Annotated in this window: 22 protein-coding genes; 9 read left to right on the top strand and 13 right to left on the bottom strand. The window is 39.5% G+C overall.

The window, feature by feature from the left end; all coding sequences use genetic code 11:
* The first annotated feature begins 522 nt into the window (after positions 1-522).
* The 3 genes from ABXG83_RS09375 to ABXG83_RS09365 all read left to right on the top strand — a co-directional run bounded on the left by ABXG83_RS09375 (position 523) and on the right by ABXG83_RS09365 (position 3202).
* Complete coding sequence (locus ABXG83_RS09375; RefSeq protein ID WP_353548595.1) at positions 523-720, top strand: hypothetical protein; 198 nt, start codon at positions 523-525, stop codon at positions 718-720.
* A gap of 313 nt (positions 721-1033) precedes the next feature.
* Entirely contained in the window at positions 1034-2179 is a 1146-nt protein-coding gene (locus ABXG83_RS09370) for an MBOAT family O-acyltransferase (protein WP_353548594.1), read from the top strand.
* Positions 2180-2188: 9 nt separating this feature from the next.
* Positions 2189-3202, top strand: coding sequence for a hypothetical protein (locus ABXG83_RS09365; protein WP_353548593.1), 1014 nt, complete (start codon positions 2189-2191; stop codon positions 3200-3202).
* A 34-nt stretch (positions 3203-3236) separates the two neighbouring features.
* On the opposite strand, the gene ABXG83_RS09360 is transcribed toward ABXG83_RS09365, so the two are convergent.
* Complete coding sequence (locus ABXG83_RS09360) at positions 3237-3974, bottom strand: peptidylprolyl isomerase (protein WP_353548592.1); 738 nt, start codon at positions 3972-3974, stop codon at positions 3237-3239.
* Positions 3975-3984: 10 nt separating this feature from the next.
* The gene (locus ABXG83_RS09355) at positions 3985-4638 is read right to left on the bottom strand and encodes an HD domain-containing protein (RefSeq protein WP_353548591.1); all 654 of its coding nucleotides are present in this window, start codon (positions 4636-4638) and stop codon (positions 3985-3987) included.
* Positions 4639-4950: 312 nt separating this feature from the next.
* Here ABXG83_RS09355 and ABXG83_RS09350 point away from each other — a divergent pair, with 312 nt between their 5' ends.
* Complete coding sequence (locus ABXG83_RS09350; RefSeq protein WP_353548590.1) at positions 4951-6153, top strand: GAF domain-containing sensor histidine kinase; 1203 nt, start codon at positions 4951-4953, stop codon at positions 6151-6153.
* 9 nt (positions 6154-6162) lie between these two features.
* Here the strand turns inward: ABXG83_RS09350 and ABXG83_RS09345 are convergent, their stop codons facing one another.
* A complete protein-coding gene (locus ABXG83_RS09345) occupies positions 6163-6975 on the bottom strand; it encodes a DUF3667 domain-containing protein (protein WP_353548589.1) in 813 nt (270 codons plus the stop codon).
* 82 nt (positions 6976-7057) lie between these two features.
* On the opposite strand from ABXG83_RS09345, the gene ABXG83_RS09340 reads away from it, so the two are divergent.
* From ABXG83_RS09340 to ABXG83_RS09325, 4 genes are all read left to right on the top strand, one after another.
* Positions 7058-7525 (top strand): DUF1569 domain-containing protein, encoded by a 468-nt coding sequence (locus tag ABXG83_RS09340; RefSeq protein ID WP_353548588.1) that lies wholly within the window; start codon positions 7058-7060, stop codon positions 7523-7525.
* A gap of 64 nt (positions 7526-7589) precedes the next feature.
* The gene (gene paaZ, locus ABXG83_RS09335; RefSeq protein ID WP_353548587.1) at positions 7590-9635 is read left to right on the top strand and encodes a phenylacetic acid degradation bifunctional protein PaaZ; all 2046 of its coding nucleotides are present in this window, start codon (positions 7590-7592) and stop codon (positions 9633-9635) included.
* A 33-nt stretch (positions 9636-9668) separates the two neighbouring features.
* Complete coding sequence (locus ABXG83_RS09330) at positions 9669-10445, top strand: enoyl-CoA hydratase/isomerase family protein (RefSeq protein WP_353548586.1); 777 nt, start codon at positions 9669-9671, stop codon at positions 10443-10445.
* On the top strand, positions 10442-11089 hold the full coding sequence (locus ABXG83_RS09325) for a DNA-3-methyladenine glycosylase 2 family protein (RefSeq protein WP_353548585.1): 648 nt from the start codon (positions 10442-10444) through the stop codon (positions 11087-11089). The genes ABXG83_RS09330 and ABXG83_RS09325 overlap by 4 nt, the downstream gene beginning before the upstream one ends.
* Here the strand turns inward: ABXG83_RS09325 and ABXG83_RS09320 are convergent.
* The 8 genes from ABXG83_RS09320 to lptB all read right to left on the bottom strand — a co-directional run bounded on the left by ABXG83_RS09320 (position 11081) and on the right by lptB (position 21657).
* On the bottom strand, positions 11081-12460 hold the full coding sequence (locus tag ABXG83_RS09320; RefSeq protein ID WP_353548584.1) for a TolC family protein: 1380 nt from the start codon (positions 12458-12460) through the stop codon (positions 11081-11083). The two genes, ABXG83_RS09325 and ABXG83_RS09320, sit on opposite strands and share 9 nt — an antisense overlap.
* A 9-nt stretch (positions 12461-12469) precedes the next feature.
* Positions 12470-13834, bottom strand: coding sequence for an HlyD family efflux transporter periplasmic adaptor subunit (locus tag ABXG83_RS09315; RefSeq protein ID WP_353548583.1), 1365 nt, complete (start codon positions 13832-13834; stop codon positions 12470-12472).
* A 4-nt stretch (positions 13835-13838) separates the two neighbouring features.
* Complete coding sequence (locus ABXG83_RS09310; protein WP_353548582.1) at positions 13839-15545, bottom strand: ABC transporter ATP-binding protein; 1707 nt, start codon at positions 15543-15545, stop codon at positions 13839-13841.
* Between the two features lie 159 nt (positions 15546-15704).
* Positions 15705-16340: a carbonic anhydrase gene (locus tag ABXG83_RS09305; RefSeq protein ID WP_353548581.1), complete on the bottom strand. Its 636-nt coding sequence runs from the start codon at positions 16338-16340 to the stop codon at positions 15705-15707.
* Positions 16327-17901: a SulP family inorganic anion transporter gene (locus ABXG83_RS09300; RefSeq protein ID WP_353548580.1), complete on the bottom strand. Its 1575-nt coding sequence runs from the start codon at positions 17899-17901 to the stop codon at positions 16327-16329. The genes ABXG83_RS09305 and ABXG83_RS09300 overlap by 14 nt, the downstream gene beginning before the upstream one ends.
* 568 nt (positions 17902-18469) lie before the next feature.
* A complete protein-coding gene (gene fabG, locus ABXG83_RS09295; RefSeq protein ID WP_353548579.1) occupies positions 18470-19225 on the bottom strand; it encodes a 3-oxoacyl-[acyl-carrier-protein] reductase in 756 nt (251 codons plus the stop codon).
* Between the two features lie 71 nt (positions 19226-19296).
* Entirely contained in the window at positions 19297-20811 is a 1515-nt protein-coding gene (locus ABXG83_RS09290; RefSeq protein WP_353548578.1) for a GH3 auxin-responsive promoter family protein, read from the bottom strand.
* Between the two features lie 66 nt (positions 20812-20877).
* Positions 20878-21657 carry an LPS export ABC transporter ATP-binding protein gene (lptB, locus tag ABXG83_RS09285; protein WP_353548577.1) on the bottom strand — a complete coding sequence of 260 codons (780 nt, stop codon included), beginning with the start codon at positions 21655-21657 and terminating at the stop codon, positions 20878-20880.
* A 132-nt stretch (positions 21658-21789) separates the two neighbouring features.
* Here lptB and metF point away from each other — a divergent pair, with 132 nt between their 5' ends.
* Positions 21790-22743 carry a methylenetetrahydrofolate reductase [NAD(P)H] gene (gene metF, locus ABXG83_RS09280; protein WP_353548576.1) on the top strand — a complete coding sequence of 318 codons (954 nt, stop codon included), beginning with the start codon at positions 21790-21792 and terminating at the stop codon, positions 22741-22743.
* A gap of 30 nt (positions 22744-22773) precedes the next feature.
* Here metF and ABXG83_RS09275 read toward each other — a convergent pair whose 3' ends face one another.
* Both ABXG83_RS09275 and ABXG83_RS09270 read right to left on the bottom strand, forming a co-directional pair.
* Positions 22774-23025 carry a hypothetical protein gene (locus ABXG83_RS09275; RefSeq protein WP_353548575.1) on the bottom strand — a complete coding sequence of 84 codons (252 nt, stop codon included), beginning with the start codon at positions 23023-23025 and terminating at the stop codon, positions 22774-22776.
* Between the two features lie 20 nt (positions 23026-23045).
* On the bottom strand, positions 23046-24497 hold the full coding sequence (locus tag ABXG83_RS09270) for an NADP-dependent isocitrate dehydrogenase (protein WP_353548574.1): 1452 nt from the start codon (positions 24495-24497) through the stop codon (positions 23046-23048).
* Between the last annotated feature and the right edge of the window lie 26 nt (positions 24498-24523).

Genomic DNA, 24523 nt, shown 5'->3' with positions numbered 1-24523 from the left:
TATTAAACTTTCGACCGTTTAACAGTTTAAAATTAACACTCATCTGTTAATACACCAAAACTGGCACTTCTTCTAACTTACTGATAATCAGGCGAAAGCCTTTATCGATATACCTGGTGGGACTGTTACTGATCATATCGGGGGGTGTGATTCGGTAACAGCCCCGGGTTTAAGCAAGCAATCTGATTGGTCCTATGAAGCCAAGATCCTGCATTCCAATCAGAGGAATGTTCAATGATCCGGGTACATACTATCCGGATCTTCTTTTTCTCCCCCTCCCCTAATAGCTGGATTCACACTGAGAAAGGATGTATTCATTCATTTCAACATAGAATACCATGCCACTAGCGCAATTCAAAATTTTTTCAGCGGATGATTTTGAAGCGTACTTGCAAGCAACAAGTTTTTCCAGAACCATCAAGATCATACAAAACCATCACACTTGGAAACCGGGTTATTCGCACCTAAAACACAGTGAATATTTCATTCATACCGAAAAGTGTCAATGGTGCAATATTATTAATGAATTCCATAGATGATCAGGCAGATACTTTTTTCGGGAAAAATATACCCTATGGCATTTATATATTAGAAGTACAACTTTCACATCAATCCGAAGCGGCATCTATTATTAATTTGTCTGCATCGAAACAGATCGAAATCAAAAAGAGACAAGAACAGGTTCATGTTTTATTAGAAAAGCTGGAAGGAGAGGGATAAGCAGAAAAAAACTATATTTGGTTACATCCATTTCCAGACCGAACAGCCTTCGATGCAATTTAACACATGGGAATTCTTATGGTTTTGTAGCGCCGTATTGTTGCTTTATTGGTGTTGTTATAAGTCTGTACGTCTACAGAATATTCTTTTACTGATTGCCAGCTTTTATTTTTATAGTCGACTTCATTATAGTTTTGTTTTTTATTTAGCTGGTCTCATTCTCCTCGCTTTTTTTTCTGGATTATGGATCAGCAAGATCAAAGCACTCAAAAAGCCGGCGCTAATTTTATCCCTTGTACTACTATCTTCTTGTTTGGTTATTCTGAAGTATACCAATTTTGGTATTGATATTATCAATGGAATGGGGGCTCGTTTCGATAATTTGAAATTTTTGGTACCCGTTGGCCTTAGCTTTTATACGTTTAGCACCATTGGATATGTAACAGACGTATACAGGAAAAAGATTGAGCCGGAGAAAGATATCTTTTCATTTAGTGCCTATATCAGTTTCTTTCCCCATCTTTTAGCAGGGCCTATTCCTGCTGCAACAAAACATCTGCGACAATTTACATATCCAAGAATATTTAGTGTATCGAATGTTGAGCCCGCTATTCGTAAGATCATTTGGGGCTTATTCAAAAAAATGGTGATCGCTGATAATATTAGTATCTCAGTAGATTATTGTTTTGCAAGGGCTGACTCATTGAATAGTCTCTCCTTGTATTTGGGTATTGTATTATTCAGCTTTCAAATTTATGCCGACTTCTCTGCTTACTCAGATATAGCTAGAGGGGTAGCCAAATTTTTCAGTATCGATCTTTTCCAAAATTTTAAATCTCCCTTTTTTAGTAGAAACCCGGGTGAGTTTTGGAGGAGATGGCACATCTCACTTACAAGATGGCTTACTGATTATTTGTATAAACCAATGGGCGGACGCTCTTTAGGATACGGGGGTTTTATAGTTGTTATTCTTTTTATTTTTCTGTTCAGTGGCTTATGGCATGGTTCGAGTATCAACTTTGTATTATGGGGATTGTTGAATGGGATCTATTATGTCGTTTATCTGCTTTTTAAACAGATCAAGCATTATGATGAACCCCCAGATAAAAATCGATGGTTACCCTCCTTTGCAACGTTGGGGAAGGTCATGCTAACATTTCATCTGATCACTTTCAGTCGTATCCTATTCAAAGCAGAAAGTCTGGGAAAAGCAAAGTTGTACTGGAATAGTATGATCAATAATCATTCCTTGAATTGGCCTCCCTCTTTTTTATATGCTCACATTCATTGGTGTTTGTTGTTAGTACTGATGGAGTGGATGCAACGTTTTAGGCAACATCCGCTGGATGTTTCAAATAATAAGTGGATACGTTATTTTCTCTATGCCATTATTTTTTTGATCGTGATTCTTTATCATAAGAAATTATCTTTGCAAGAGTATTATTACTTCAGATTTTAAAATTCCAATATGCTTCAGAAGCTAGCACTGCCTTTCGTTGTTTTATGTATTGCTGTCTCTTGTAAAGATGGAGAGAAGAAAGATACAATGGTGATGGACCCTGTTGTAAGTGAAACAAAAAATGAACAGCGAGAAGAATACCTAAGTCAATATCCTAAAGTACCCGAAACGCCAGACATACTCAATGCAGGTGATACAGGAGCTGCTGTTTATAATATTTGTGCTGAACGATATGAGCAATCCCTTGCGGCACTGAAACAACAATCAGATGAGCTAGAAGCAAAACTCATTGTCACGATTTTATCTCCGGAAGTAGGAGATGCTACAACAGTAAGCGGACAAAAAGGCATTCCACTCATCAATTCAATTAGTAAAAAATTAGGACTGGATGTATATGATTGCATGAAACCGCTGGAAGCCTTCGTTGGACAAAAAATCACGCAAATGCCATTGGATGGTCATTGGTCTGTAAATGGATCAAAAGTTGTTGCTGATCTATATCAACCAATTATTGGCAAATATGTTGCCCACCGCTCTACCAAAACCTTTGCTGAAAATGAAAGACCGGCTGTTTTGGGTGATCTGGATCCGAATCAGGATGTGGCATTGGATGGAGGAAAGAACCTTCCATATCAGTTGATCACCAATAAGCAAGGATTCAGGATGAATACAGATCTTGTTTTTCCGAAGGCTAAACAACGGATCTTATTAATAGGAGACTCACAGCTCTATTCTCCTTTTCTTGATAACAGTCAGATTTTTACTGCATTACTACAACAGCGTTTTCCGGATGCAGAGATCATCAATGCAGGTGTGATCGGATATACCATCGATGACCAGGTAAGTTTAATAGCAGAACGTGCAAAATATGCTGAGCCTGATCTGATTATTCTGGTAACCAATCCGAATGATATCGGAGATTTTTATTTCACCCAACGAAATAGGATGAATCGTGCTAAGAAAGCGTATGATCCCACTACAACAGAATTGGCTTTGTACCAACAATTGTATGGCTCTAAATAAGTGATCTCTAAAAAGAAATAGCAGCTACAAGCTGCTATTTCTTTTTAGGAGTATTCAGTAGAAACATTCGCATTCTCACGTCATTAATAGGTCTGTCACTCTTAGTGGGTGTTGTTGCAATTGAATCCAAGACATTGAACCCTGTAATAAGTTCGCCGAATACCGTGTATCCACCGTCAAGATGTGGCGTGCCCCCTTCTGTAGTGTATAGATTTTTTTGGTAATCATTCAGCGTAAGATTTCGCGAGCGAATGGTACTGTCTAATTCTGATCTGCGCCATGCAGGTCGTTGAACGATATAAAATTGACAGTTACTGCTGGCTTTTTCCGGATTATCTGTTCTGGCTGCAGCCAATGCACCTCTTTTATGGAAGATATTTTTTTCTGTTCTGAACTCAGCAGGAATACGATCTCCGGGTGCAGATCCACCACCAATTCTTTTATCAGCAGTAGCATATTTACTTTCAGGGTCACCACCCTGGATCATGAAGCGATTGATGACACGATGAAAAAGAAGGCTGTCATAAAATCCTGCCTTGACCTTTGAGATAAAATTATCTCTGTGCAAAGGTGTTTCGTCATATAATTTCACTACCATTTCTCCCTTGCTGGTCATGATGAGTACATGCGTTTGTTTCGGAGACAGATCGACCCATTTCTTTGCTTTTTTTACCGCCGTTTTTTCCTCTTTATCCAGCTTTCGGAAATACTTAGGGGTAGAGCAAGCCGATACAGCCAGTAAAACCAATAAGCAAAATTGTTTTATATACATATTCATAAGATTAAGCTTCTCCATTCCATTCTGCATAAAATTGTTGTAGATATTTTTCCATGAAACTGTGTCTCTCTTCGGCGATCTTCTTACCGGTATTGGTATTCATTTTATCTTTTAACAACAACAATTTTTCATAAAAATGATTGATGGTAGGCGCAGTGCTTTTTTTATACGCTTCTTTGTCCATATGGAGATCGGGTGGTATACCCGGGTCATAGATCTCGCGGTTCTTATAACCACCATAATGAAAAGCCCTGGCGATGCCGATTGCACCAATTGCATCAAGCCTGTCTGCATCTTGCACTACTTGTAATTCCGGGGATATAAAAGAAGGTGTATCGTATCCGGATCTGAATGACATGTTTTCCATGATATGAATAACATGCTCAATAATCGCAGTATCCGCACCTTGGCTTTCTAAAAAATTCCGCGCCATCTTAGGTCCGATGGTTTCATCTCCATTATAAAATTTTGAATCTGCTATATCATGTAAAAGCGCCGCTAGTTCAACAACAAGCATATCTACAGGCTCATATTGGCCTATGTGTTTTGCGTTTTTCCAAACACGCTCGATATGAAACCAATTATGTCCGCTTTCGCTGTGTTGTAAAGTATCTCTAACGAACAATTCTGTTTTTTCAATAATATCTTGTTCCTGCATCAAAAAGAGATTAATATTTTTTTTAAGGCATCTTTTTACTGAATTTTTTTTCTTAACCAGTAATCGTATAATCTGTAGATGCTCAGCAAAACATTTGATCAGCAAAACAAACAAACCAGCAGAGTAGGTTGTTTTTATGGTTTTGATTATCGGTTAAATATAGAAAAATTAATACAGTATCATACTTACTGTTGGCGCTCATATATAAAATGTAGTGGTTTGTATGACAAGCTTGTAGCATAATTATTAAATAGCATTAACTTGATCATTATTTCCTTCCTGTTGGTATCTTTATTACCCAAAAATATCTTAATGCCGGCCCCATTACCAGAAAAAGAAATGCAACGCGTGATTGAATTATCTGAATTCGATCTGGATTATTCATCGTTACAAGAAAATTTTAAAGATTTAGCCAAGCTTGCAGCTAAAGTAGCAGGTACCAATATCTCATTGGTGAATATGATTGATTCGTTCACACAGTGGACTGTCTCTAATTTCGGACTAGAGATTGAGCAAATGCCAAGGGAGGATTCTGTTTGTCAATATACGATTGTATCAGATCAGTTCTTTGAAGTAAAAGATCTGTCTGCTGATGATCGCTTCAAGGATAAGTTTTATGTAAAGGATGATCCAAACCTCCGCTATTATTTTGGCGTGCCATTGCAAACGAGTGATGGACTTCCATTGGGGGCCTTGTGTGTATTGGATACGATCGGTAAAGAAGTTAGCCCCGAAAAGGTAGAAATGCTGAAGATCATTGCTGATGAAATTGTGAATCGACTCATGGTAATTCGGGTAATCAATGGCTTAAAGAACCGAGTGAAAGAAGCAAAAGAGACTCAGAAAAAAATTGCACATGATATCAGAGGTCCATTGTCCGGTATCGTAGGTTTGGCACAGTTGATTAGCGAACAAGGAAATGATAATAAGCTGGAAGATGTATTGCAATTGGTGTCCATGATCCAGAAAGGCGGCCACTCTTTATTGGAATTGGCTGATGAGATATTAAGTGCCGAAAAGAAGATAGATAATCCTTCTCATGAAGCAGGGGCTAATGAATATAACCTGCTTAGCTTTAAAGAAAAGATCGAAAAGTTGTTCGCACCGCAGGCGGCAAATAAGAATATCACATTCCGAGTGGTTACAGATAGCAAAACAGAAGACATTCCTTTTTCGAAAAACAAATTATTACAGATCACCGGTAACCTCATTTCAAATGCCATCAAATTCACACCGTTAAACGGTCAGGTTACTGTTCAATTATCGATTGTTATAAGCAGGACCAAAAAATTATCGATCAAAGTCACAGATACCGGATCGGGGATGGATCAGGATACAATTCATCAAATATTATACGGAGAACAAGAATCAACCGAAGGTACTTCCGGTGAAAAGGGATATGGCTTTGGTCTAATGTTGGTCAAACACCTGATCATTAAGTTGAACGGATCACTGAATATTGAATCAGAACCTAATAAGGGAACTACATTCAGTATTGAATTGCCTATCGTGTAACTTATATTGTTAACCCCAAACAATGTAAAAGTAAAAGATAGCAGCTATCAATGCACTCCAGAATATGGCGGTACCTGCAGCAACTAAGAAAGCTTTGACTTTCCCTGCCAGGTTGTACTCGCCCATAAAGCGGTAGTAGAAAAAGGTCCTGTATACAACTTCGAATAGCATAAATCCGAATTGCAGGCTTCTGTTTTCAGTTGGGATACTGAAGAGTATTGCAATTGGAGAAATGATCATACATCGAAACAGATTCGTGAAGCCGATGAGGTATAAGTTAGCAACAAGATGCTCTGTAAAGTTATATCGGCCTTTGAAGTATAAGAGCCAAATCAGTAAACTGATCAGTGGCGCAGCAAACATGGCTACGTAATTGGAATACTTGGAAAAAAAGCGACCAATTTTAACCATTTTTTCCATCCGCTTGATACCTTCTGCTTGCTTTAAAGCATCGGGCTTTGTTATTTGCTGTGCAGATGCATAATTATTACTGCGATATCTTTTTTGAAGAGCTGTATTGCCATATTTTGTTGTAATACTTCCTAAGATCAGATAGACCGCAGCTACGATCAAGAAGAAGTTCAAGGGCGGGAAATGTTTCTTTCTTTTCCCTTCAACATATTCTTTGGCTACTAATCCGGGTTGTAGCACAAGTGATTTCAGTAAGGTAAAAATACCTTTATCGGCATGTGTGAAATAGTGAACAGCATCATGTAAGACATCATGTAAATTCACGCGCTTCAATGCAGTCTTTTGACCACACTCGCCACAAAATTTTTGTGTAGCGGTAAGAGCAGCGTTACAGTTTAAGCAGTTGGACATTTTATATCTGCAATATAAAAAACAAAGATTGCTTTTCTATGAACTTTTGCTCATTACAATACCATTACCTTAGCAGAAAAAAATGGATCAGCAGAAAGCCTTGTATATCAGAACCTCTTTTCCTGAATCGGTGGCGCATTTATCAGCAGATACCGAAGCTCTCTGGGGGAAAATGAGTGTTCAGCAAATGGTAGAACATGTTACCGGGTTCTTCAAAGTATCCACCAATGAGCTGCATTTCCCATTGGTTACACCAGAAGAACACTTGCCAAAATTCAAAGAGTTTCTTTTAAGCGATAAGCAGTTTCGAGAAAATACAAAAGCTCCGGTATTACCTGAAGAGCCCTTACCTGTTACAACACCGGATCTTTCAACGGCCATTTTACACCTGAAAGCAGCAATCGAAAAGTTTTTCCAATTTTATGAACTTCATCCGGATCTGAAAATCGCACATCCTGTATTTGGTCCACTCAATTTTGAAGAATGGATACTCTTGCATTATAAACATGTCACTCACCATGCCAGACAGTTTGGTTTGTTACCGCGTTAAATATGTTGATCCGGTCAACAAACAAAGCGATCAATCGTTAGCTTTGTTGTTCTAAACGATTGCTATGGCTAAGCTTGAAAATTTTATTCTGGGACGATGGATCACCGGAGATGGGGAAGGACAACCCTTGTTTAATGCAGTTACGGGCGAACAGATCGCTACCGCTTCTACTAAAGGAATCGACTTTAAAGATATTTTACGATATGCCAGAACAACCGGCAATCCTGCACTCCGAAAAATGAGTTTTCATGAGCGCGGGTTGATGCTGAAAAATCTGGCACTATACCTACGCAATCATCTGGATAAATTTTATCAGATCAGCTATCAGACAGGGGCAACCAAAGCCGATAGCTGGGTAGATATTGAAGGTGGAATTGGAAATCTATTTTCTTATGCCTCACTCAGAAGAAAGTTCCCTGATGAATCATATTGTCTTGATGGAGAACATCATGTGCTGGGTAAAGCCAATACATTCATGGGTCATCACTTACTGGTACCCAAAGAAGGTGTAGCTGTTCATATCAATGCATTCAATTTTCCGGTATGGGGTATGCTTGAAAAAATTGCGGTGAATCTGCTGGCCGGAATGCCGGCAGTTGTTAAACCTGCAACAGTTACCTCTTTTCTAACAGAAGCAGTGGTCCGCGAGATCATTGCTTCGGGTATTCTCCCTGATGGGGCATTACAACTGGTGTGTGGAAGTGCAGGCGATATGTTACAGCATGTTACCGAACAAGATGTGGTAACATTTACAGGTTCTGCTTCTACAGGGCTGATGTTGAAATCAACGCCATCTATTCTATCGCAAAACGTACCCTTTACGATGGAGGCAGATTCATTGAATTGTATCGTTTTAGGGAATGATGTAACTCCCGATATGCCAGAGTGGGATATCTTTCTGAAAGAGGTCAGAAAAGAAATAACGACCAAGTGCGGACAAAAATGTACAGCTATCCGTAGAATTTTTGTGCCTGCAGATAAGATCGAAGATGTACAGATCGCACTAGGTAAATATTTATCACAAACAACGATCGGTAATCCATTGAATGAAAAAGTAAGAATGGGATCGTTGGCAGGTGAATCGCAACGCGCAGAAGTAAGAGCACAAGTTCAAAAATTATTGGCTTCTTCACAACTGATCTACGGATCATTAGATAGTGTACAAGTCATTGATGCAGATGCGCAGAAAGGAGCATTCATGAGTCCCTTGCTATTACTGAATGAACATCCATTTCAGTCCAAAGAAGTACATGAGATCGAAGCATTTGGTCCGGTTTCAACACTCATGCCTTATGACCATTTAGAAGATGCAATACAACTCGCTAAAATGGGTAAGGGGTCTTTGGTGAGTTCAATCGTTACTGCCGATAAAAAAATTGCTAAATCCTATGTCTTAGGAGCGGGTATGTATCATGGACGTATCCTAGTGTTGAATGGTGATTGTGCCAAAGAGAGTACCGGACATGGTTCGCCGTTGCCATTATTGGTGCATGGGGGTCCGGGCAGAGCCGGAGGTGGTGAGGAAATGGGTGGAATCCGGGGTGTGAAACATTATATGCAGCGAGTAGCTATCCAGGGCTCTCCGGATATGATCACTGCGATCAGCAATATTTATCAGCCTGGTGCGAAGGGAAATACCGGAGGGATACATCCTTTCAAAAAGTATTTTGATGAATTACAAATAGGAGATCAGTTATTGACTGAAAAAAGACTGATCACCGCAGAAGATATCGATCAGTTTGCTGATCTAAGTGGGGATCATTTTTATGCGCATTTAAGAGATACTGATTTTTCAGGTACAATGTTCGAGAGACAAGTTGCACATGGTTATCTGATCATGAGTTTAGCAGCCGGACTCTTTGTAAGCAGTTATGATAAAAATCCGGTATTACTGAATTATGGTATTGATGAGTTGCGATTTACAAAGCCCGTATATCCAGGATCAGAGATACAGGTTCGTTTTACTTGTAAAGAGAAAACAAGGCAAGAAAAAAAGGAACCTACGGATATTGATAAAGGAATTGTGAAATGGCTGGTAGAGATCATGGATGAAACCGGTGAGATCACCGGAGTTGCTACTATTTTGACGATGGTGGAAAGAAAAAGCTAACAAGCCTAATCATTAACTTGAAAAACTATTGTTATGATCGAAGAAATTAAAGAGGGTTATGTAAAAGTGGAACGTGAGCATGGTATTGCTACTATTGAGTTTTATCATCCGCAACGCAACTCGCTACCCGGAAAGATCCTGGATGCACTTGCAAAAGCAATTCATAGTGAAGGATTGAATCATGAAACGAAAGTGATTGTACTTCGATCTGCGGGAGAAAAAGTGTTTTGTTCTGGCGCTTCTTTTGATGAGCTTTCATCGATCACAGATGAAGCAACCGGATCAAAATTCTTCAATGGTTTTGCTCACGTCATCAATGCGATGAGAACAGTTCCTCAATTGATCATTGCTCGAATTCAGGGAAAGTGTGTGGGTGGAGGTGTAGGTATTGCGGCAGCAGCAGACTATGCAATAGCTGTGGAAGGTGCAGACGTTAAACTAAGTGAACTTGCAGTAGGGATAGGTCCTTTTGTAGTAGGGCCAGCTGTGGAAAGAAAGATCGGCACTTCGGCATTTTCCCAATTAGCCATTGACGCATCGATGTGGAGGCCGGCAGATTGGGCCAGACGAAAAGGATTGTTTGCTGAATTACATGCAGATGTAGCGGGCATGGATGATTCTATAACCAGAATGACAACCACACTATCTAATTCCAGTCCTGAGGCTATGCACGAAATGAAGAAAATATTTTGGGCGGGTACCGAGCATTGGGATGAGTTGTTGAAAGAGCGTGCTAAGATCAGTGGACGATTGATCTTGAGCGAATACAGTAAAAAAGCGATCGCAAAGTTTAAGGAAAAACAATCATGACAGCAGGATCAAGGTTTAATGAAAAAGACCTTGTAGTGATTTGTGGTCGATTATCTGAAAAAGACCCACATTTATTACAGATACTGGAGAACTATGGATATCCTCCATTTTGGAGTAGAGAACCTTCATTTGCTACATTGATACATATTATCCTGGAACAGCAAGTCTCCTTAGCTTCAGCGAAGGCAGCATTTGTGAAGCTGAAAAGTTTTATCGGTGAAATTCAACCCGAGAAAATCATGAAACTGACAGATGAAGAACTAAAAATGTGTTATTTCAGCAGACAAAAAACAGTATATGCACGTTGTTTAGCCCAGGCTTTTATTGAGGGGTCTATTACTATCGAGCAGCTTACGAATTCTTCTGATGAACAAATTCGAGCTGCACTCACCCGTATCAAGGGTATTGGTCATTGGACAGTAGATGTTTTTTTGATGATGTGCTTGCACAGTACTGACCTCTTTCCTTTTGGAGACATTGCTCTGATAAATAGTTTAAAGTATGTCAAACAATTACCTGCTGATACGAATAAAGAAGAACTGCTAGCAATAACAGAATCATGGAAGCCTTATAGAACGATTGCCTCATTCATGTTATGGCATGCGTATATCCGTCGGAAAAATATTGTTTTTGAATCAGCGTAATAATCCCGAAGCCCAATCAATTGCGTAACGTGATTTGAGATACTTGATACGAAGTGAGATCATTTTTTCAGCTGTCTCGATCACTTTATTTTCTCGTGTATTTACAAGAAACAATGAGCTCTCACCATTACGAAACCTTAGATACTCTGCATTTAGTAAGCTTTGAAAATTCTTATAAGCACTCTGAGCAATGACAAGCTGTTGTTCAAGCTGTGTTGTTTCATTTAGATAAGATCTTACTTTGTTTTCAACTTCTCTTCTTTTCAATGAAAGCTCATAATTGGTTTCTTTGATCTTCAATACAGACTTCTTATAGTCTCCCCTTCCTTCTCTCAAGAAGATCGGAAATTTGACATCAATGCCCCACAAATAGTTGTTTTGAAACAATGCACTATTCCAGCCCTTAAAAACATTGTATCCGCTGTTAAGCAGATTGGCTTTCAGGTTGATGGTAGGCAGTAGATTTTGTTGCTTGAGTCTTCGATCAACTTCCAGTGCATTCAATTTAAAATCATACGATCTGATAGAAGGGTTGATCGTAAGTGCCTGTTGGAGAATTTCATTTTCTGCAGGAAGCTGTGCGTATTGCATGAACTGCAAAGTATCAGGTACAACTCTGGGTGGTAATAAATAAACGCTGTCTTGTTCATCCCATAAATAGTTTGATAATTCCAGTGTCGTATTGGTCAATCGCAAGAGCGCTTCATTTTGTACCAGCTGAAATTGCTGGAGTTGCGTTAAAGCTTCGATAGTATCAATGGTAGCTCTGTCGCCATTTTCAAAAGCGATCTTTACTAAACGAAAACGGTCCTGCGCAATACTTACAAATTTTGAATAGATATTGTACAACTGATAAGAACCGGCCCATTGCCAATAGATCTGGTAAGCGTCGAATAATAGATTGTTTAGCGCATTCAATTGTTCTTGCTCGCTCATATCACGATAGATACGCGCTTGCTGAAGTGTGGCTCTTCTTTTATCCAACAACAATCCTTTTGCAATCGGCATTTCAATTCCGAGATAACTGGTTTGTCCGGCAGTTGTTTCTCTCGCCAAAAACTGACCGCCATTATTTTCAATACCGGCTTTGATATCAGCACCGATCCAGGTAGGAATTTTCACTTCAGGATTGGTATAGAAATAGTAGTTCTTACCATCAAATGTTTTTCTGCTGGCATCCATACCGATCAATGGATCAAATCCGCCTTTGGCACTTAAGAGATCAGCTTCTGCCTTACGAATTCCGATCAATGCCTGTTTAGCGATCGGATGATTGTTACGCACCAATTTGATGAATGCATCCGCATTCAATACCTGCGCTGTACTTTGAAGCGTGAAAACCAATCCTAAAATGAATACAATTCCTTTCATGAACATGCTTTATTTCGCTGACTCTTTATTCTTTGTTGTAGTGGTACTGGTAGCCGGTTGATAATACTCTGGCGGGAATCCATTGATATTTCGCCATAATTCATAACCAACAGAAACATCTTTCAACAATGCAATCCCGTTGGCTCCTCCACCTATTCTCAAAAGCTTAGGCCATGCTTTATCAGAAGGATCTTCAGTTACCAATACCCTGAATTTACCATTGGTACTTACTGAATTTTCAATAGCAGTAACCAATCCTCCGAAAGTTCCATACGAACTTGCAGGCCATCCACTAAAGACGATAGCAGGAAAACCGTCAAATACAAAACGTATTTTCTGTCCTTTCGATAAAAGTGGCATATCCATTGGCTCTACAAACAATTCAACTGCATATTGAATATTATCTGGAACGATCTCGACGATCATATCTCCTTCTTTCAATATTTCGCCAATACCCGCTTTTCTGGCTTTTGTGATTTGTCCACTTTGAGGTGCAGTAACATAGTATAGCTTGTTACGCATATCATAGTTTGAGTAGGCGTTTTTCAATTTTGCTACCTCTGCATCACTGGAAGCTTTATCTGACATGGCACTGAACTGATCACCTCTTGCTTTTGCGATCTTATCAGTATAATCCTGTATCACCGTGTTTTTCTCGATCCTTAAGGCAGTAAGCTCTTGTTTTGATTGCAGGTATTTATTTTCTGCACCGATTCTTTTGGCTGTAGCATTTTGAAATGCAATTTTTCGTCTTTCAAAATCAACCAATGAAATAACGCCACTATCGAGCATGGCTTTGGCAGCATCAATCTGTCTTTTAGCAACGGCTAATTCATTTTGTACCGCACCCAGATCCATGCTATCGCTCTCTACTTTGAGTTGTTGTTGTTTGAGTTTGATATCTATTTGTGAAAGCTTCAGTTCTCTACCCTCTTCTAATGCTACTACTTGTTGTGAAGCAGTGAGTGCTTTGTTCTGATATCCTTCTGCTGCATTTTGTTTGGCGTCGATCTGTAATCCTGTTCTTTCCAATAATGCAGGATCGAAATATTCAACTTTTACCTCTCCCAGTTGTAAAATAGTATCCCCTTTTTGTACAAAGTCACCTTCTTTTACATACCATTTTTCAACGCGACCACCAATGATTGAGTTTAACTCCTGAGGTCTTTGTTCTTGCTTAAGTGTTGTGATCAATCCGCGCGCACGAATATTTTGTGTCCATGGAAGAAACATCACAAGTACTACCAATATCAATGACCCCCATAACCACTTACGCACTCTGCTGGTACGGTTGATATGATAAATATTACGAAACGAGGGTAGTTCGTTTTTTTCTAGCTCTTTTTCAGGTTCACAAGTCAGGTATTTGCTCATACGATTATGCATTAAGTTGATTAGACACCGCATCCCAGCTGCCAAAAGATTCAGCAACTCCGCGATTCAGGTAAAGCACTTTATCACAATTCTTTGCTACTTCACTGTCTGTAGATGTGATAATGATGGTTGATTCAGTATCATTTCTCAAGAAAGACAATACTTCTTGTTTATTTTTTTCTTCCAAACCGTGAAAAGGATCTTCCAATAACACTAGTTTTCTATGTCCTACCAATGCCCGCGCTAATAAGATCCCTTGTCGGATCTTCATCGGTAATCTTTTTCCGGTAGGATCTAATGATGTATCAAGTCCATCAGGTAATGATTCCAGAAAATCACTGAGTCCGCAAAGCTTCAATGTATCTGTGATCTCTGCGATAGAGATGTCTTTATTACCCATGGTGATGTTTTCCCATAAAGTGCCCTGGAAGATATCCTGCTGGCTCAATAAAATACCAGTGGACGCTCTTAGAGATCCAACGTTGTAGTTGCCGATAGGAATATCATTGATGAGAACGCTGCCTTCAAAATTTCTGAAAGCGCCAGTCAATAATCGGAGTGCAGTAGATTTTCCTGATCCGGAATTACCCATGATACATAGTTTCTCTCCCGGATTCAAAACGAAGTTTACGTTTTGTAAAACATTCCCACCATCAGGATAACGGAAACTCACATTGGAAAAACGTACACGAATAGCTTCTCCGGTTTTACTGATCAGTTCTGTGCCTGATTTTTCAGTTTCTGCACCCGTTACCTTATCCATCTTTTCGATAGATGTTAATGCGTCATAAACATTATCGAGATTGATGATCAGTTTTTCGATGGAGTTCATAACAGTGATGATCACAATATCTGCAGCTATGAACTGACCGATATTGATTTGTTGATCAACCAAGAGTACCACACCTACGATTAACATAGCAGCGGTGATGATCACTTTAAATCCAATCAGACTCCAGAACTGGGCCAATAAGATATTAAAGTATGTTGTTCTTGAGTTGAGATAACTTGTAACAAGGATGTCCGTTTTTTCTACGTTGAGAGAAGTACCACGTGAATACTTGAATGATTTGATTGATCTGGAAATTTCTTCCAGCCAAGAAGCGGTTTTGTATTTGAAGTCACTGGCCTGCATACTTGCTGAAAATCCATTGGGAAGTGTGTTGCGTAAAATGATATACAACAACAGCAGCAATACAGATCCAAAGCCAATGAATACAGGATGATAGAATGAGAGTAATACGATACCAAATACGATTTGTATCAGTGCTGTAGGGATATCCAGCAATATCTTCTCAATACCTTTTTGCAGAGAGATGGTATCAAAGAAACGATTGACCAGTTCCGGCAGGTAGTAGTTATCGAGTTTTTCAATATTGAGTTTAGGGATACGATCAGCAAATTCAAAAGAGTAGCGCGTAAATATTTTTTGCTTGATTTTTTCAATGATCTGCATTTGTCTTACCTGGAGCAGACCATACAGAAAAACACCCGCCACTACTAAAACAATCAATACCACAATGGATGTGGAAATAGATCCAGCCATTACGAAACTGATAATGGTTTGAATTCCTAAAGGAAGTGATAGCTGAACCAATCCGGCAAGGATGGCGAATGCGTATACGGCAGAAACGTCCTTCCTGTCCAGATTCAACAATGCAAAAAATTTCCGTGCTGCACCCGCTGGTGAGCTGTTTGCCTCTTTGGCCATAATGATTGTTTGTCAAAGAAAGTTATGAATAATTTAGCCCGTTCTATAACAGAACTTTAAGCGTATTGTTCTCTCAAAGCCTGATAAATAAGGTCTTTAACGCATATTTAAGAACCAAAATCGGGAACAGGACAATAAATATCCTGTCCCCTAGATAATTTACAGATCATCGTACTCATACAAATGATCAATATTGGTATTGGCAGGCATTTCAAATACAGGTTTGATCAGACCATCTTTCAAACCATATACCCAGCCATGTAAGTGTGGTCGTTGTTCATTTTTCCAGGCCCTTTGAATGATGGATGTTTTGGCCAGGTGAATTACCTGTTCCTGAACATTCAGTTCAACCAGTCGGTCAAATTTTTGCTGCTCATCAGCCATGCTATTCAATTCGTCTCTGTGAATTCGGTATACATCTTTGATATTACGTAACCACATATTCAATACCTGCTTATAGTCATGATTCGTCATAGCAGCTTTAACGCCACCGCAACCATAATGTCCGCAAACGATGACATGTTTTACTTTCAAATGCGTAACGGCGTAATCTAAAACGCTTAACAGGTTAACATCTGTATGTACCACCATGTTGGCGATATTACGATGTACAAATATTTCACCCGGTTGCGTATTGGTGATCTCATTGGCAGGTACGCGACTATCACTACACCCGATCCAGAGAAAATCAGGTTTTTGTATATCGGCAAGACGACTGAAATATTCAGGATCATCCTGTATTTTCTCAGTTGCCCAGGCTTTGTTTTCTAAGAGTAACTTTTCATAAATTTTCATCTTCAGTGATTTGAGGGATGGTAAATATATTTTTTGAGGCTCTGCCTTGACCTGTTTTCACTTCAACCCTGATCTTCTTCAAGTGAGCGTGGCATAAGAAATTATTCACTTCTTCTATCACATCCTTATCAATAAAATCAGCTCTTTCAGCATCTATGATTACAAAAGCATTTTTAGGAACTTCTTCCAGCTTCTTTTTTACAATGGGTTTATTCAAAAAAGAAACATCTTTTCTGAAACGAATGAGATAATTATTATCATCATTCACCACCATTACAGCCGATCTAAAATTACTTCTTATTAGGAAGAATAATGCCACACAAATTCCCACAAGGATACCGATCAGGAGATCTGTGAGAAGAATTGCTGCTATTGTAGCAACAAAAGGCACAAATTGATTCCATCCTTTTACATAAAACTCTTTGAACAAAGAAACTTTGGCCAGTTTATATCCTGTAAAAATTAATACAGCGGCCAGTGCACATAATGGGATCTTATTCAGAATAGTTGGTACGAACATGACGCAGAGCAACATCATGGAACCATGTAAGATGGTAGACATTTTTGATTTGGCACCTGCAGAAATATTAGCAGAGGTTCGTACAACAACAGAGGTAAGTGGTAGACCACCGATCATTCCTGAAACCATATTGCCAATGCCTTGTGCTTTGAGTTCTCTGTTGGTTGGAGTAACTCTTTTCAGGGGGTCTAGTTTATCTGCTGCTTCTATACCCAATAAAGTCTCCAGACTGGCAACAATTGCCAATGTGATTCCTGACATCCATACGTCTGGATTTTTCAGGAATTGAATATCAGGGAATGTAAAGAAGGATAAAAATGATCCTACATTTTCAGCAACAGGTAAGGTCACCAGGTGTTTTTGTTCCAATGCATAACTGCTGCCGGATAAGCGCAGGTATTCATTGAATAAAGTTCCAACCAATACCACGATCAATGCACCCGGAAATAATTTCAATGACTTTTTTGTTTTGATGAATTTACTTTCCCAAAACATCAGCAGTAAGATGGATATTACTCCAATGACCAATGCAGTTGGAGTGATATATTTCACTGCTTCAAATAAAGCCGTAAATGTATTTTGATGATCTGCTTGTATAAAGGATTCATCTCCTTCAAAATCGGTATCGTAGCCAATGAGGTGCGGGAATTGTTTCAGAATCAAGATCAAACCAATCGCTGCTAACATTCCTTTGATAACAGCATTGGGTACATAATCCCCAATTACACCTGCTTTCAGGAATCCCAAAATAACTTGTAACAAACCTCCAATCACAACCGCCAGTAAAAATGCTTCATAAACCTGAAGCTTAGTGATGGCTGTTGCAACAATAACTGTTAGTCCGGCAGCCGGACCGCTCACGCTCAGTTGTGACCCGCTCAAGAAACCGATAACGATACCACCTACTACGCCCGCAATAATTCCGGAAAAGAGGGGAGCTCCGGAACCAAGTGCAATACCTAAACACAGTGGTAATGCTACCAGTAGTACAACAATTGATGCAGATGCGTCGGCACCTGCATGCTTTAAATATTTCTTCATGCAATGATTGAATTAAGGAAGAGGTAAAAGTTGCTAATCTTAGAGGATAGGATCAGCAATTCGGTGGGGGAACATGAATCTCGTTCGTATGGTTCTGCGGAATCACATCTGATGTAATTGGACGAATTAAGTTGGAAGAACCATTCACATATAGTAGTGCTAATTCAGGAGTAGAAATGAAATCGCTTTTTGATTCAGATTGTTTTGCGTTTTCCTGATTATGATCTAAGCTGTGTGGAATTTCCTCTGTAAACTGGTTGCAGTACAGCATTTTTCCCATTTGTTGAACAGGAAGTATCTGTACTGACAAAACGAGTATCAGAAAAATATTTATAATTCGCTTAGCCATAGAGAGTTGCAAATGTAACAGGCGATTAAACAAATTGCAAGCTTAAACATTTGTTTAACAAAAAAATAAGCCGAAACAATTCCTCTAAAATACTGAAAATCAGGGAATTAAAATTATTTCTAAACCCGTTTCGGTGAGAAGTCTATATAAATAGGGGAATAAAGCCGCTATCTTGAGTGGATCGATAGCGGCTTGAAAGATATCAATTCAGTAAAAGGATTAGATATTCAGACCACCACAAGCACTCAATACCTGGCCTGTGATATAACTACTCATATCACTTGCCAAAAAGAGCGTGGTATTTGCAATTTCTTCTGTCTTTCCAAATCTTCCCAAAGGAATCTTCTTTAAAAACTCGGCTGCTCCTTCACCATCTTTCAGGTAATGGGTCATATCGGTTTCAATAAACCCCGGTGCAATGGCATTGCAACGGATATTTCTACTGCCGAGCTCATGTGCAACAGACTTTGTAAAACCAATGATACCAGCTTTGCTGGCCGCATAACTGCTTTGTCCGGCATTACCTCTGATACCGATGATTGAACTCATGTTAATGATGCTGCCATTTTTGGCTTTCATCATGGGACGTATAACCTGCTTGGTCATATTAAAGACACTTTTGAGGTTGATATCCATGACATCATCCCATTGTTCAGCTGTCATGCGAAGCAAAAGATTGTCTTTTGAAATACCCGCATTGTTCACGCAAACATCTACCGTACCAAATTCTTTGATGACTTCATTCACAAAGCTTTCGCATTCTGCAAACTCACCGGCATTACTTTTCCAGGCTTTGGCATTTACACCCAAAGCTTTTAATTCTGCTTCCAAAGCTGCGGCTTTTTCTGCACTACTGTCGCTAACATACGTAAATGCGATATGACTGCCTTGCTCAGCAAGTTTTAATGCTATGGCTGCACCAATTCCTCTTGCAGCACCGGTAACAATGGATACTTTTCCTTCAAGTAGTTTCATGTTGATTCTTTTGATAACAGCTACAAATAAAATGAATTTATCAGAGATGTTGTAAGTGGGTTCTTTGAATATTAGTGTTGATGCATCATCATTTTGATATCATCGATGTATTTTCTGTCATTACTCAAGCGAGGCACTTTGTGCTGTCCGCCCAGCTTCCCTTTGCTTTTGAGCCATTGATGAAATAATCCTTGGGGAACTGCAATTACATTTGGAAGGGTTAATGCTATGTCTTTATATCGCTTCGCTTCATAATCGCTGTTCAATGCTTTCAATGCACAATCCAGTTCATACGCAAACTGATCTGTAGAAGAAGGTGATTGCTCAAACTCGATCAACCATTCATGCGCACCTTTACTATGATCACCAAAATATACAGGCGCAGCAGTGTAATCCTTTACAAATAACCCTGTTTTTTCACAAGCCATAGCAATGGCTTTATCGCTATTATCAGCGATCACTTCTTCACCAAATGCATTGATGTATTGTTTGAGCCTGCCACTTACTTTGATTCTAAAAGGATATAGTGAAGTGAACTGAATAGTATCTCCAACGAGGTAACGCCACAGACCACCATTGGTACTGATGACCAATGCATAATTTTTTCCGATCTGAACTTTATCCAGACCAATGGTCATCGGATCTTTTTTGCCGTATTCTTCCACCGGCATGAATTCATAGAAAATACCATGATTCAGAAACAATAACATTCCTTCTTCCTTCGGATCATCCTGCGCTGCAAAAAATCCTTCGCTGGCATTGTACATTTCCAAGTAAGTACAACCGTCTCCAATCAATCTTTCAAACTGTTCACGATAGGGCGTAAATGAAACACCGCCGTGTATGTAGAGCTCTAATCCTGGCCACACTTCCTTAAGGGTTTGCTTACCCGTGATCTCTAATATTCTTTTGATGAGTACCAATGTCCATGTGGGTACTCCAGATATTGAAGTAACAGGTTCGGGTATCGTAGACTGTGCTAATTTTTCAATTTTCTCTTCCCATTCATCCATCAACGCAATGGATAAGTCAGGTGTTCTGATCCAGTTGGCCCAGATGGGTGTATTTTGTAATAGTACGGCGCTAAGGTCACCATAATTTACTTCTTCATTCACCTTACTGATCTGATGACTGCCACCGATGACCAATCCCTTTCCTGTCAACAGATCACTTTCATTTCGCTGGTGATAGTATAAAGTCAAAACATCTTTTGCGCCCTGATAATGGCAATCTTCCAAACTTTCTTGTGTGATAGGGATGAACTTGCTTTTATCACTGGTGGTACCACTACTTTTTGCGAACCAGTTCACGGGTGTATTCCATAAAAGATTCTGTTCGCCCTGCATCAATCTTTCGATGTATGGTTTCAGGTCATCATATTCATGGATGGGTACTGCAGCCTTGAATTTTCGAATGTTAAATAGAGAGGTGAAACCATATTTTCTGCCGATCTCGGTATATTGTCCGTGTGTGACGAGGTCTTGTAACACTTCACGTTGTGCTGCTATTGGATCAGTCACCCATTGTTCAATGCGCCAATGCCTGAAGCGGGCCAAACGGGATATCGCGGGACTGAGCAGTTTCATGGTTGATGTCAGCAAAATAAGGAATACCCGTGAAAAATGCTAATGTGTGATGCTAAGTTGACAATACTATTCTGCAGGAGCTGTATGTGTTTTGCCCATTTCAATGATCCAGTCTTTTCTGCGTAACTCAAAATTTGTACCCAGATAGAGACGCCTCACTTGTTCATCATCCGCCAATTGTTCTGCGGATCCGTGTTTAAATATCTTACCCTCGATCAACAGATAAGCACGATCGCAAATAGAGAGGGTTTCATTCACATTGTGGTCTGTGATCAGAATACCAATATTCTTATACTTCAATCGGGCTACTACCCCTTGAATATCTTCCACGGCGATCGGATCGACACCGGCAAAAGGTTCATCCAATAAAATGAATTTGGGGTCTACTGCCAAAGCACGGGCGATCTCTGTTCTTCTTCGCTCACCACCGCTTAAACTGTCACCATTGTTTTTTCTGACATGATGCAGGTTGAATTCATCCAATAACTGTTCCAGCTTAGTGAGACGCTCTTGTTTGGTGAGCTTGGTCATTTCCAGTACAGATAGAATATTGTCTTCTACACTCAGGCTTCTGAAAACACTGGCTTCCTGCGGCAAATAACCTATGCCCATTTGTGCCCTTTTGTACATGGGCAAACGTGTAATATCTATATCATTCAGGAATACACTTCCTTCATCCGGTTTGATCAGGCCTACTACCATATAAAAAGTAGTGGTTTTGCCGGCTCCGTTGGGCCCCAGTAACCCCACGATCTCACCCTGGCGAACTTCAATACTTACATTGTTTACAACGGTTCTTCCTTTGTAACTCTTAAGCAGGTCTTTGGTATGTATCGTAATATTCAAGTGGGATGATTTTCTACAAAACTAAGGCATCTGTTTTGCATGCCATAAAGCATACTAGGTATTAACAGATGTTTTTGTAACGCTGACAAGGCTGTATATTGCAGCAGTTTAATACCCAGCAAGTAAGCAATCATGAAAATTACAGAACATATACAGCAGGCAAAAGATACGCTGATTTCTTTTGAGGTATTGCCTCCATTAAAAGGTAAGACCATTGTATCGCTTTATGACCATCTGGATCCTTTGATGGAGTTTAAGCCATCATGGATCAATGTTACCTACCATCGAAGTGAAACCATGTTCAAGAAAAAGGGAGATGGCACATTCGAAAAAGTAGAAGTCAGAAAACGTCCGGGCACAGTAGGTATTTGTGCGGCCATCATGAACCATTATCAGGTAGATGCAGTTCCCCATATCATTTGCGGTGGTTTCACCAAGCGTGAAACAGAAGATGCCTTGATCGACCTTGATTTCTTAGGTATTGATAATGTACTGGCACTAAGGGGCGACGCTGCTAAAAATGAAGCTTCTTTTGAACCTGAAGTAGGCGGTAATCATTATGCGATTGATTTGTTACAGCAAATCAATAATATGAACAATGGTATTTACCTAGACGATGATATAAAAAATGGTGGTAAAACAAAATTCTGTATCGGTGTAGCAGGGTATCCTGAAAAACATTTTGAAGCACCCAATCTGGATATCGATCTGCAAAAATTAAAACAGAAAGTTGATGCCGGAGCAGAATATATCATGACTCAAATGTTTTTTGATAATCAGAAATTCTTTGATTTCGTGAACTCCTGTAAAGCAATGGGGATCAATGTTCCGATCATTCCGGGCTTAAAACCATTGACGAATAAAAAGCAATTGTCAGTACTTCCCAGAATATTTCATGTCGATATTCCATCAGATCTTTCCAATGCTATCATGAAATGCAAGACCGATGCAGAGTGTGAGCAGGTAGGAACTGAATGGCTGGTTCAGCAATCTAAGGAATTAAAAGAATTTGGAGTACCTGTACTACACTACTATACTTTAGGAAAACCTAAAGTGATCTGGAATGTTGTAAAAGAATTGGTATAAAAAAAGGGCTGATTTGTATCAGCCCTTTTTTTATAGTGCTACTTCGATCGCTGCATGAATATCCAGCACCTCATTTTTGTTGGACTGAATTTTATATCTCAACTCTGAAAATGTTTGCTGCAATTGCTTGATCTTTTTTTCAGAGTGTTTGATATCTTCTTCATTCATCTCTGTAGTTCTGATCTTCTCCTCATGAAACCCGATCTTGGCTCCATACAAAGCAGATAAGATATGTAGAGCTTCTTGTTTTGTGAAACGACCATCCATTAATTGTTGTTTCATATAAAGTGATTTGGTGTGTGTTATTGTCCTTGTGCAGCGGTATATCCGGCAACACCATCGAATTCATACAGATTTTCTGTTTTGATGATCTCAAGATCTGTTTCATGGATACTTTTCATCAATGTGAGTACATCTGCATAGTTGATCTTGGAAGCGTTATTGGGTTTGAATCTGCAACGCCAGTGGTCAGTACAGAATGTTTCCGGGAATCCATCGGGCCATACTTTGGTACCTCTGTTGGTTATCATGCTTAGTTTTAGTTCATCGCTGTTGGAAACCTGTAATCGTTTTGCAAGTGATTCAGGGTCTCTTTGTTTTGAGCAGATGAATACATCTACACCTACCAGTTTCTTTACAACTTCCTGCTGTGGTTTCAATGTGATCTTGAAATTGGCGGATTGATTTGAATAGCTGATGGGCTTCAGTTGCTGTGGTTTTTGTCCTAGTCGCTCAATGACAGCATCTGCGAATTCTTTGGTCCCCAGTCTTGCCTTTGAAAGATTTTCTTTGAAAATATCATAGGTATGCATTCCATCTTCCAGTGTACGTAACCAGGCATTTTGAATTTTTTCAGCCACATCTTGTTGACCAATATGTACCAACATTTGAATGGCTCCTAATAAAAGACCTGAAGGATTTGCTTTATTCATTCCTGCGATCCTCGGTGCTGATCCATGAATGGCTTCAAACATGGCAAATCCATCGCCGATATTGGCGCTGCCTGCTAAGCCTACAGATCCTGTTATTTGTGCAGCAACATCGCTGAGAATATCGCCATATAGGTTGGGCATTACAATGACATCAAACTTTTCAGGGGTATCTGCCAGTTTAGCCGCACCAATGTCCACGATCCAGTGTTCTTTTTCAATATCCGGATACTCGTTGCCAATCTCATCAAATACTTTATGAAAAAGACCATCAGTCATTTTCATGATATTGTCTTTTGTGAAACAGGTCACTTTTTTTCGGTTATAAGCTTTCGCATATTCAAAAGCATAACGAATGATCTTTTCTGTTCCCGGGCGTGATATCAATTTAAGACATTGATATACCTCATCTGTTTGCTGGTGCTCAATACCTGCATAGAGATCCTCTTCGTTTTCGCGGATGATCACAACATCCATTTCCGGATGTTTGGTATCTACAAAAGGATGATAAGAAACACAGGGTCTAACATTGGCGAATAAACCCAGTACTTTTCTGGTAGTTACATTCAGACTCTTGAATCCGCCACCTTGTGGTGTTGTGATGGGTGCTTTTAAGAATACCCTGGTTTTTCTCAAACTGTCCCAGGCTTCAGGTAGAATTCCTGCTGAATGACCTTGCTGATAAATCTTTTCACCTATTTCAATCTCTTCAATTTCAAGATCAGCACCAGCGGCTGTTAAGATTCGAAGCGTTGCGTCCATGATCTCCGGACCGATCCCATCGCCTCTGGCAATGGTGATCTGAGTAGGCTTTTTTGTATTCATGCCGCAAAAATGAAACAATCATACAG

This window comes from Sediminibacterium sp. KACHI17 (assembly GCF_040362915.1).
In the GTDB taxonomy this organism is placed as follows: Bacteria; Bacteroidota; Bacteroidia; order Chitinophagales; family Chitinophagaceae; genus Sediminibacterium.
This window is presented reverse-complemented; position numbering and strand designations above follow the sequence as displayed.

Coding starts and splice junctions, on each gene's coding strand:
- ABXG83_RS09375 (WP_353548595.1), top strand. CDS start 523: ATGAATTCCATAGATGATCAGGCAGATACTTTTTTCGGGAAAAATATA.
- ABXG83_RS09365 (WP_353548593.1), top strand. CDS start 2,189: ATGCTTCAGAAGCTAGCACTGCCTTTCGTTGTTTTATGTATTGCTGTC.
- ABXG83_RS09360 (WP_353548592.1), bottom strand. CDS start 3,974: ATGTATATAAAACAATTTTGCTTATTGGTTTTACTGGCTGTATCGGCT.
- ABXG83_RS09355 (WP_353548591.1), bottom strand. CDS start 4,638: ATGCAGGAACAAGATATTATTGAAAAAACAGAATTGTTCGTTAGAGAT.
- ABXG83_RS09350 (WP_353548590.1), top strand. CDS start 4,951: ATGCCGGCCCCATTACCAGAAAAAGAAATGCAACGCGTGATTGAATTA.
- ABXG83_RS09345 (WP_353548589.1), bottom strand. CDS start 6,975: ATGTCCAACTGCTTAAACTGTAACGCTGCTCTTACCGCTACACAAAAA.
- ABXG83_RS09340 (WP_353548588.1), top strand. CDS start 7,058: ATGGATCAGCAGAAAGCCTTGTATATCAGAACCTCTTTTCCTGAATCG.
- paaZ (WP_353548587.1), top strand. CDS start 7,590: ATGGCTAAGCTTGAAAATTTTATTCTGGGACGATGGATCACCGGAGAT.
- ABXG83_RS09330 (WP_353548586.1), top strand. CDS start 9,669: ATGATCGAAGAAATTAAAGAGGGTTATGTAAAAGTGGAACGTGAGCAT.
- ABXG83_RS09325 (WP_353548585.1), top strand. CDS start 10,442: ATGACAGCAGGATCAAGGTTTAATGAAAAAGACCTTGTAGTGATTTGT.
- ABXG83_RS09320 (WP_353548584.1), bottom strand. CDS start 12,460: ATGAAAGGAATTGTATTCATTTTAGGATTGGTTTTCACGCTTCAAAGT.
- ABXG83_RS09315 (WP_353548583.1), bottom strand. CDS start 13,834: ATGAGCAAATACCTGACTTGTGAACCTGAAAAAGAGCTAGAAAAAAAC.
- ABXG83_RS09310 (WP_353548582.1), bottom strand. CDS start 15,545: ATGGCCAAAGAGGCAAACAGCTCACCAGCGGGTGCAGCACGGAAATTT.
- ABXG83_RS09305 (WP_353548581.1), bottom strand. CDS start 16,340: ATGAAAATTTATGAAAAGTTACTCTTAGAAAACAAAGCCTGGGCAACT.
- ABXG83_RS09300 (WP_353548580.1), bottom strand. CDS start 17,901: ATGAAGAAATATTTAAAGCATGCAGGTGCCGACGCATCTGCATCAATT.
- fabG (WP_353548579.1), bottom strand. CDS start 19,225: ATGAAACTACTTGAAGGAAAAGTATCCATTGTTACCGGTGCTGCAAGA.
- ABXG83_RS09290 (WP_353548578.1), bottom strand. CDS start 20,811: ATGAAACTGCTCAGTCCCGCGATATCCCGTTTGGCCCGCTTCAGGCAT.
- metF (WP_353548576.1), top strand. CDS start 21,790: ATGAAAATTACAGAACATATACAGCAGGCAAAAGATACGCTGATTTCT.
- ABXG83_RS09275 (WP_353548575.1), bottom strand. CDS start 23,025: ATGAAACAACAATTAATGGATGGTCGTTTCACAAAACAAGAAGCTCTA.
- ABXG83_RS09270 (WP_353548574.1), bottom strand. CDS start 24,497: ATGAATACAAAAAAGCCTACTCAGATCACCATTGCCAGAGGCGATGGG.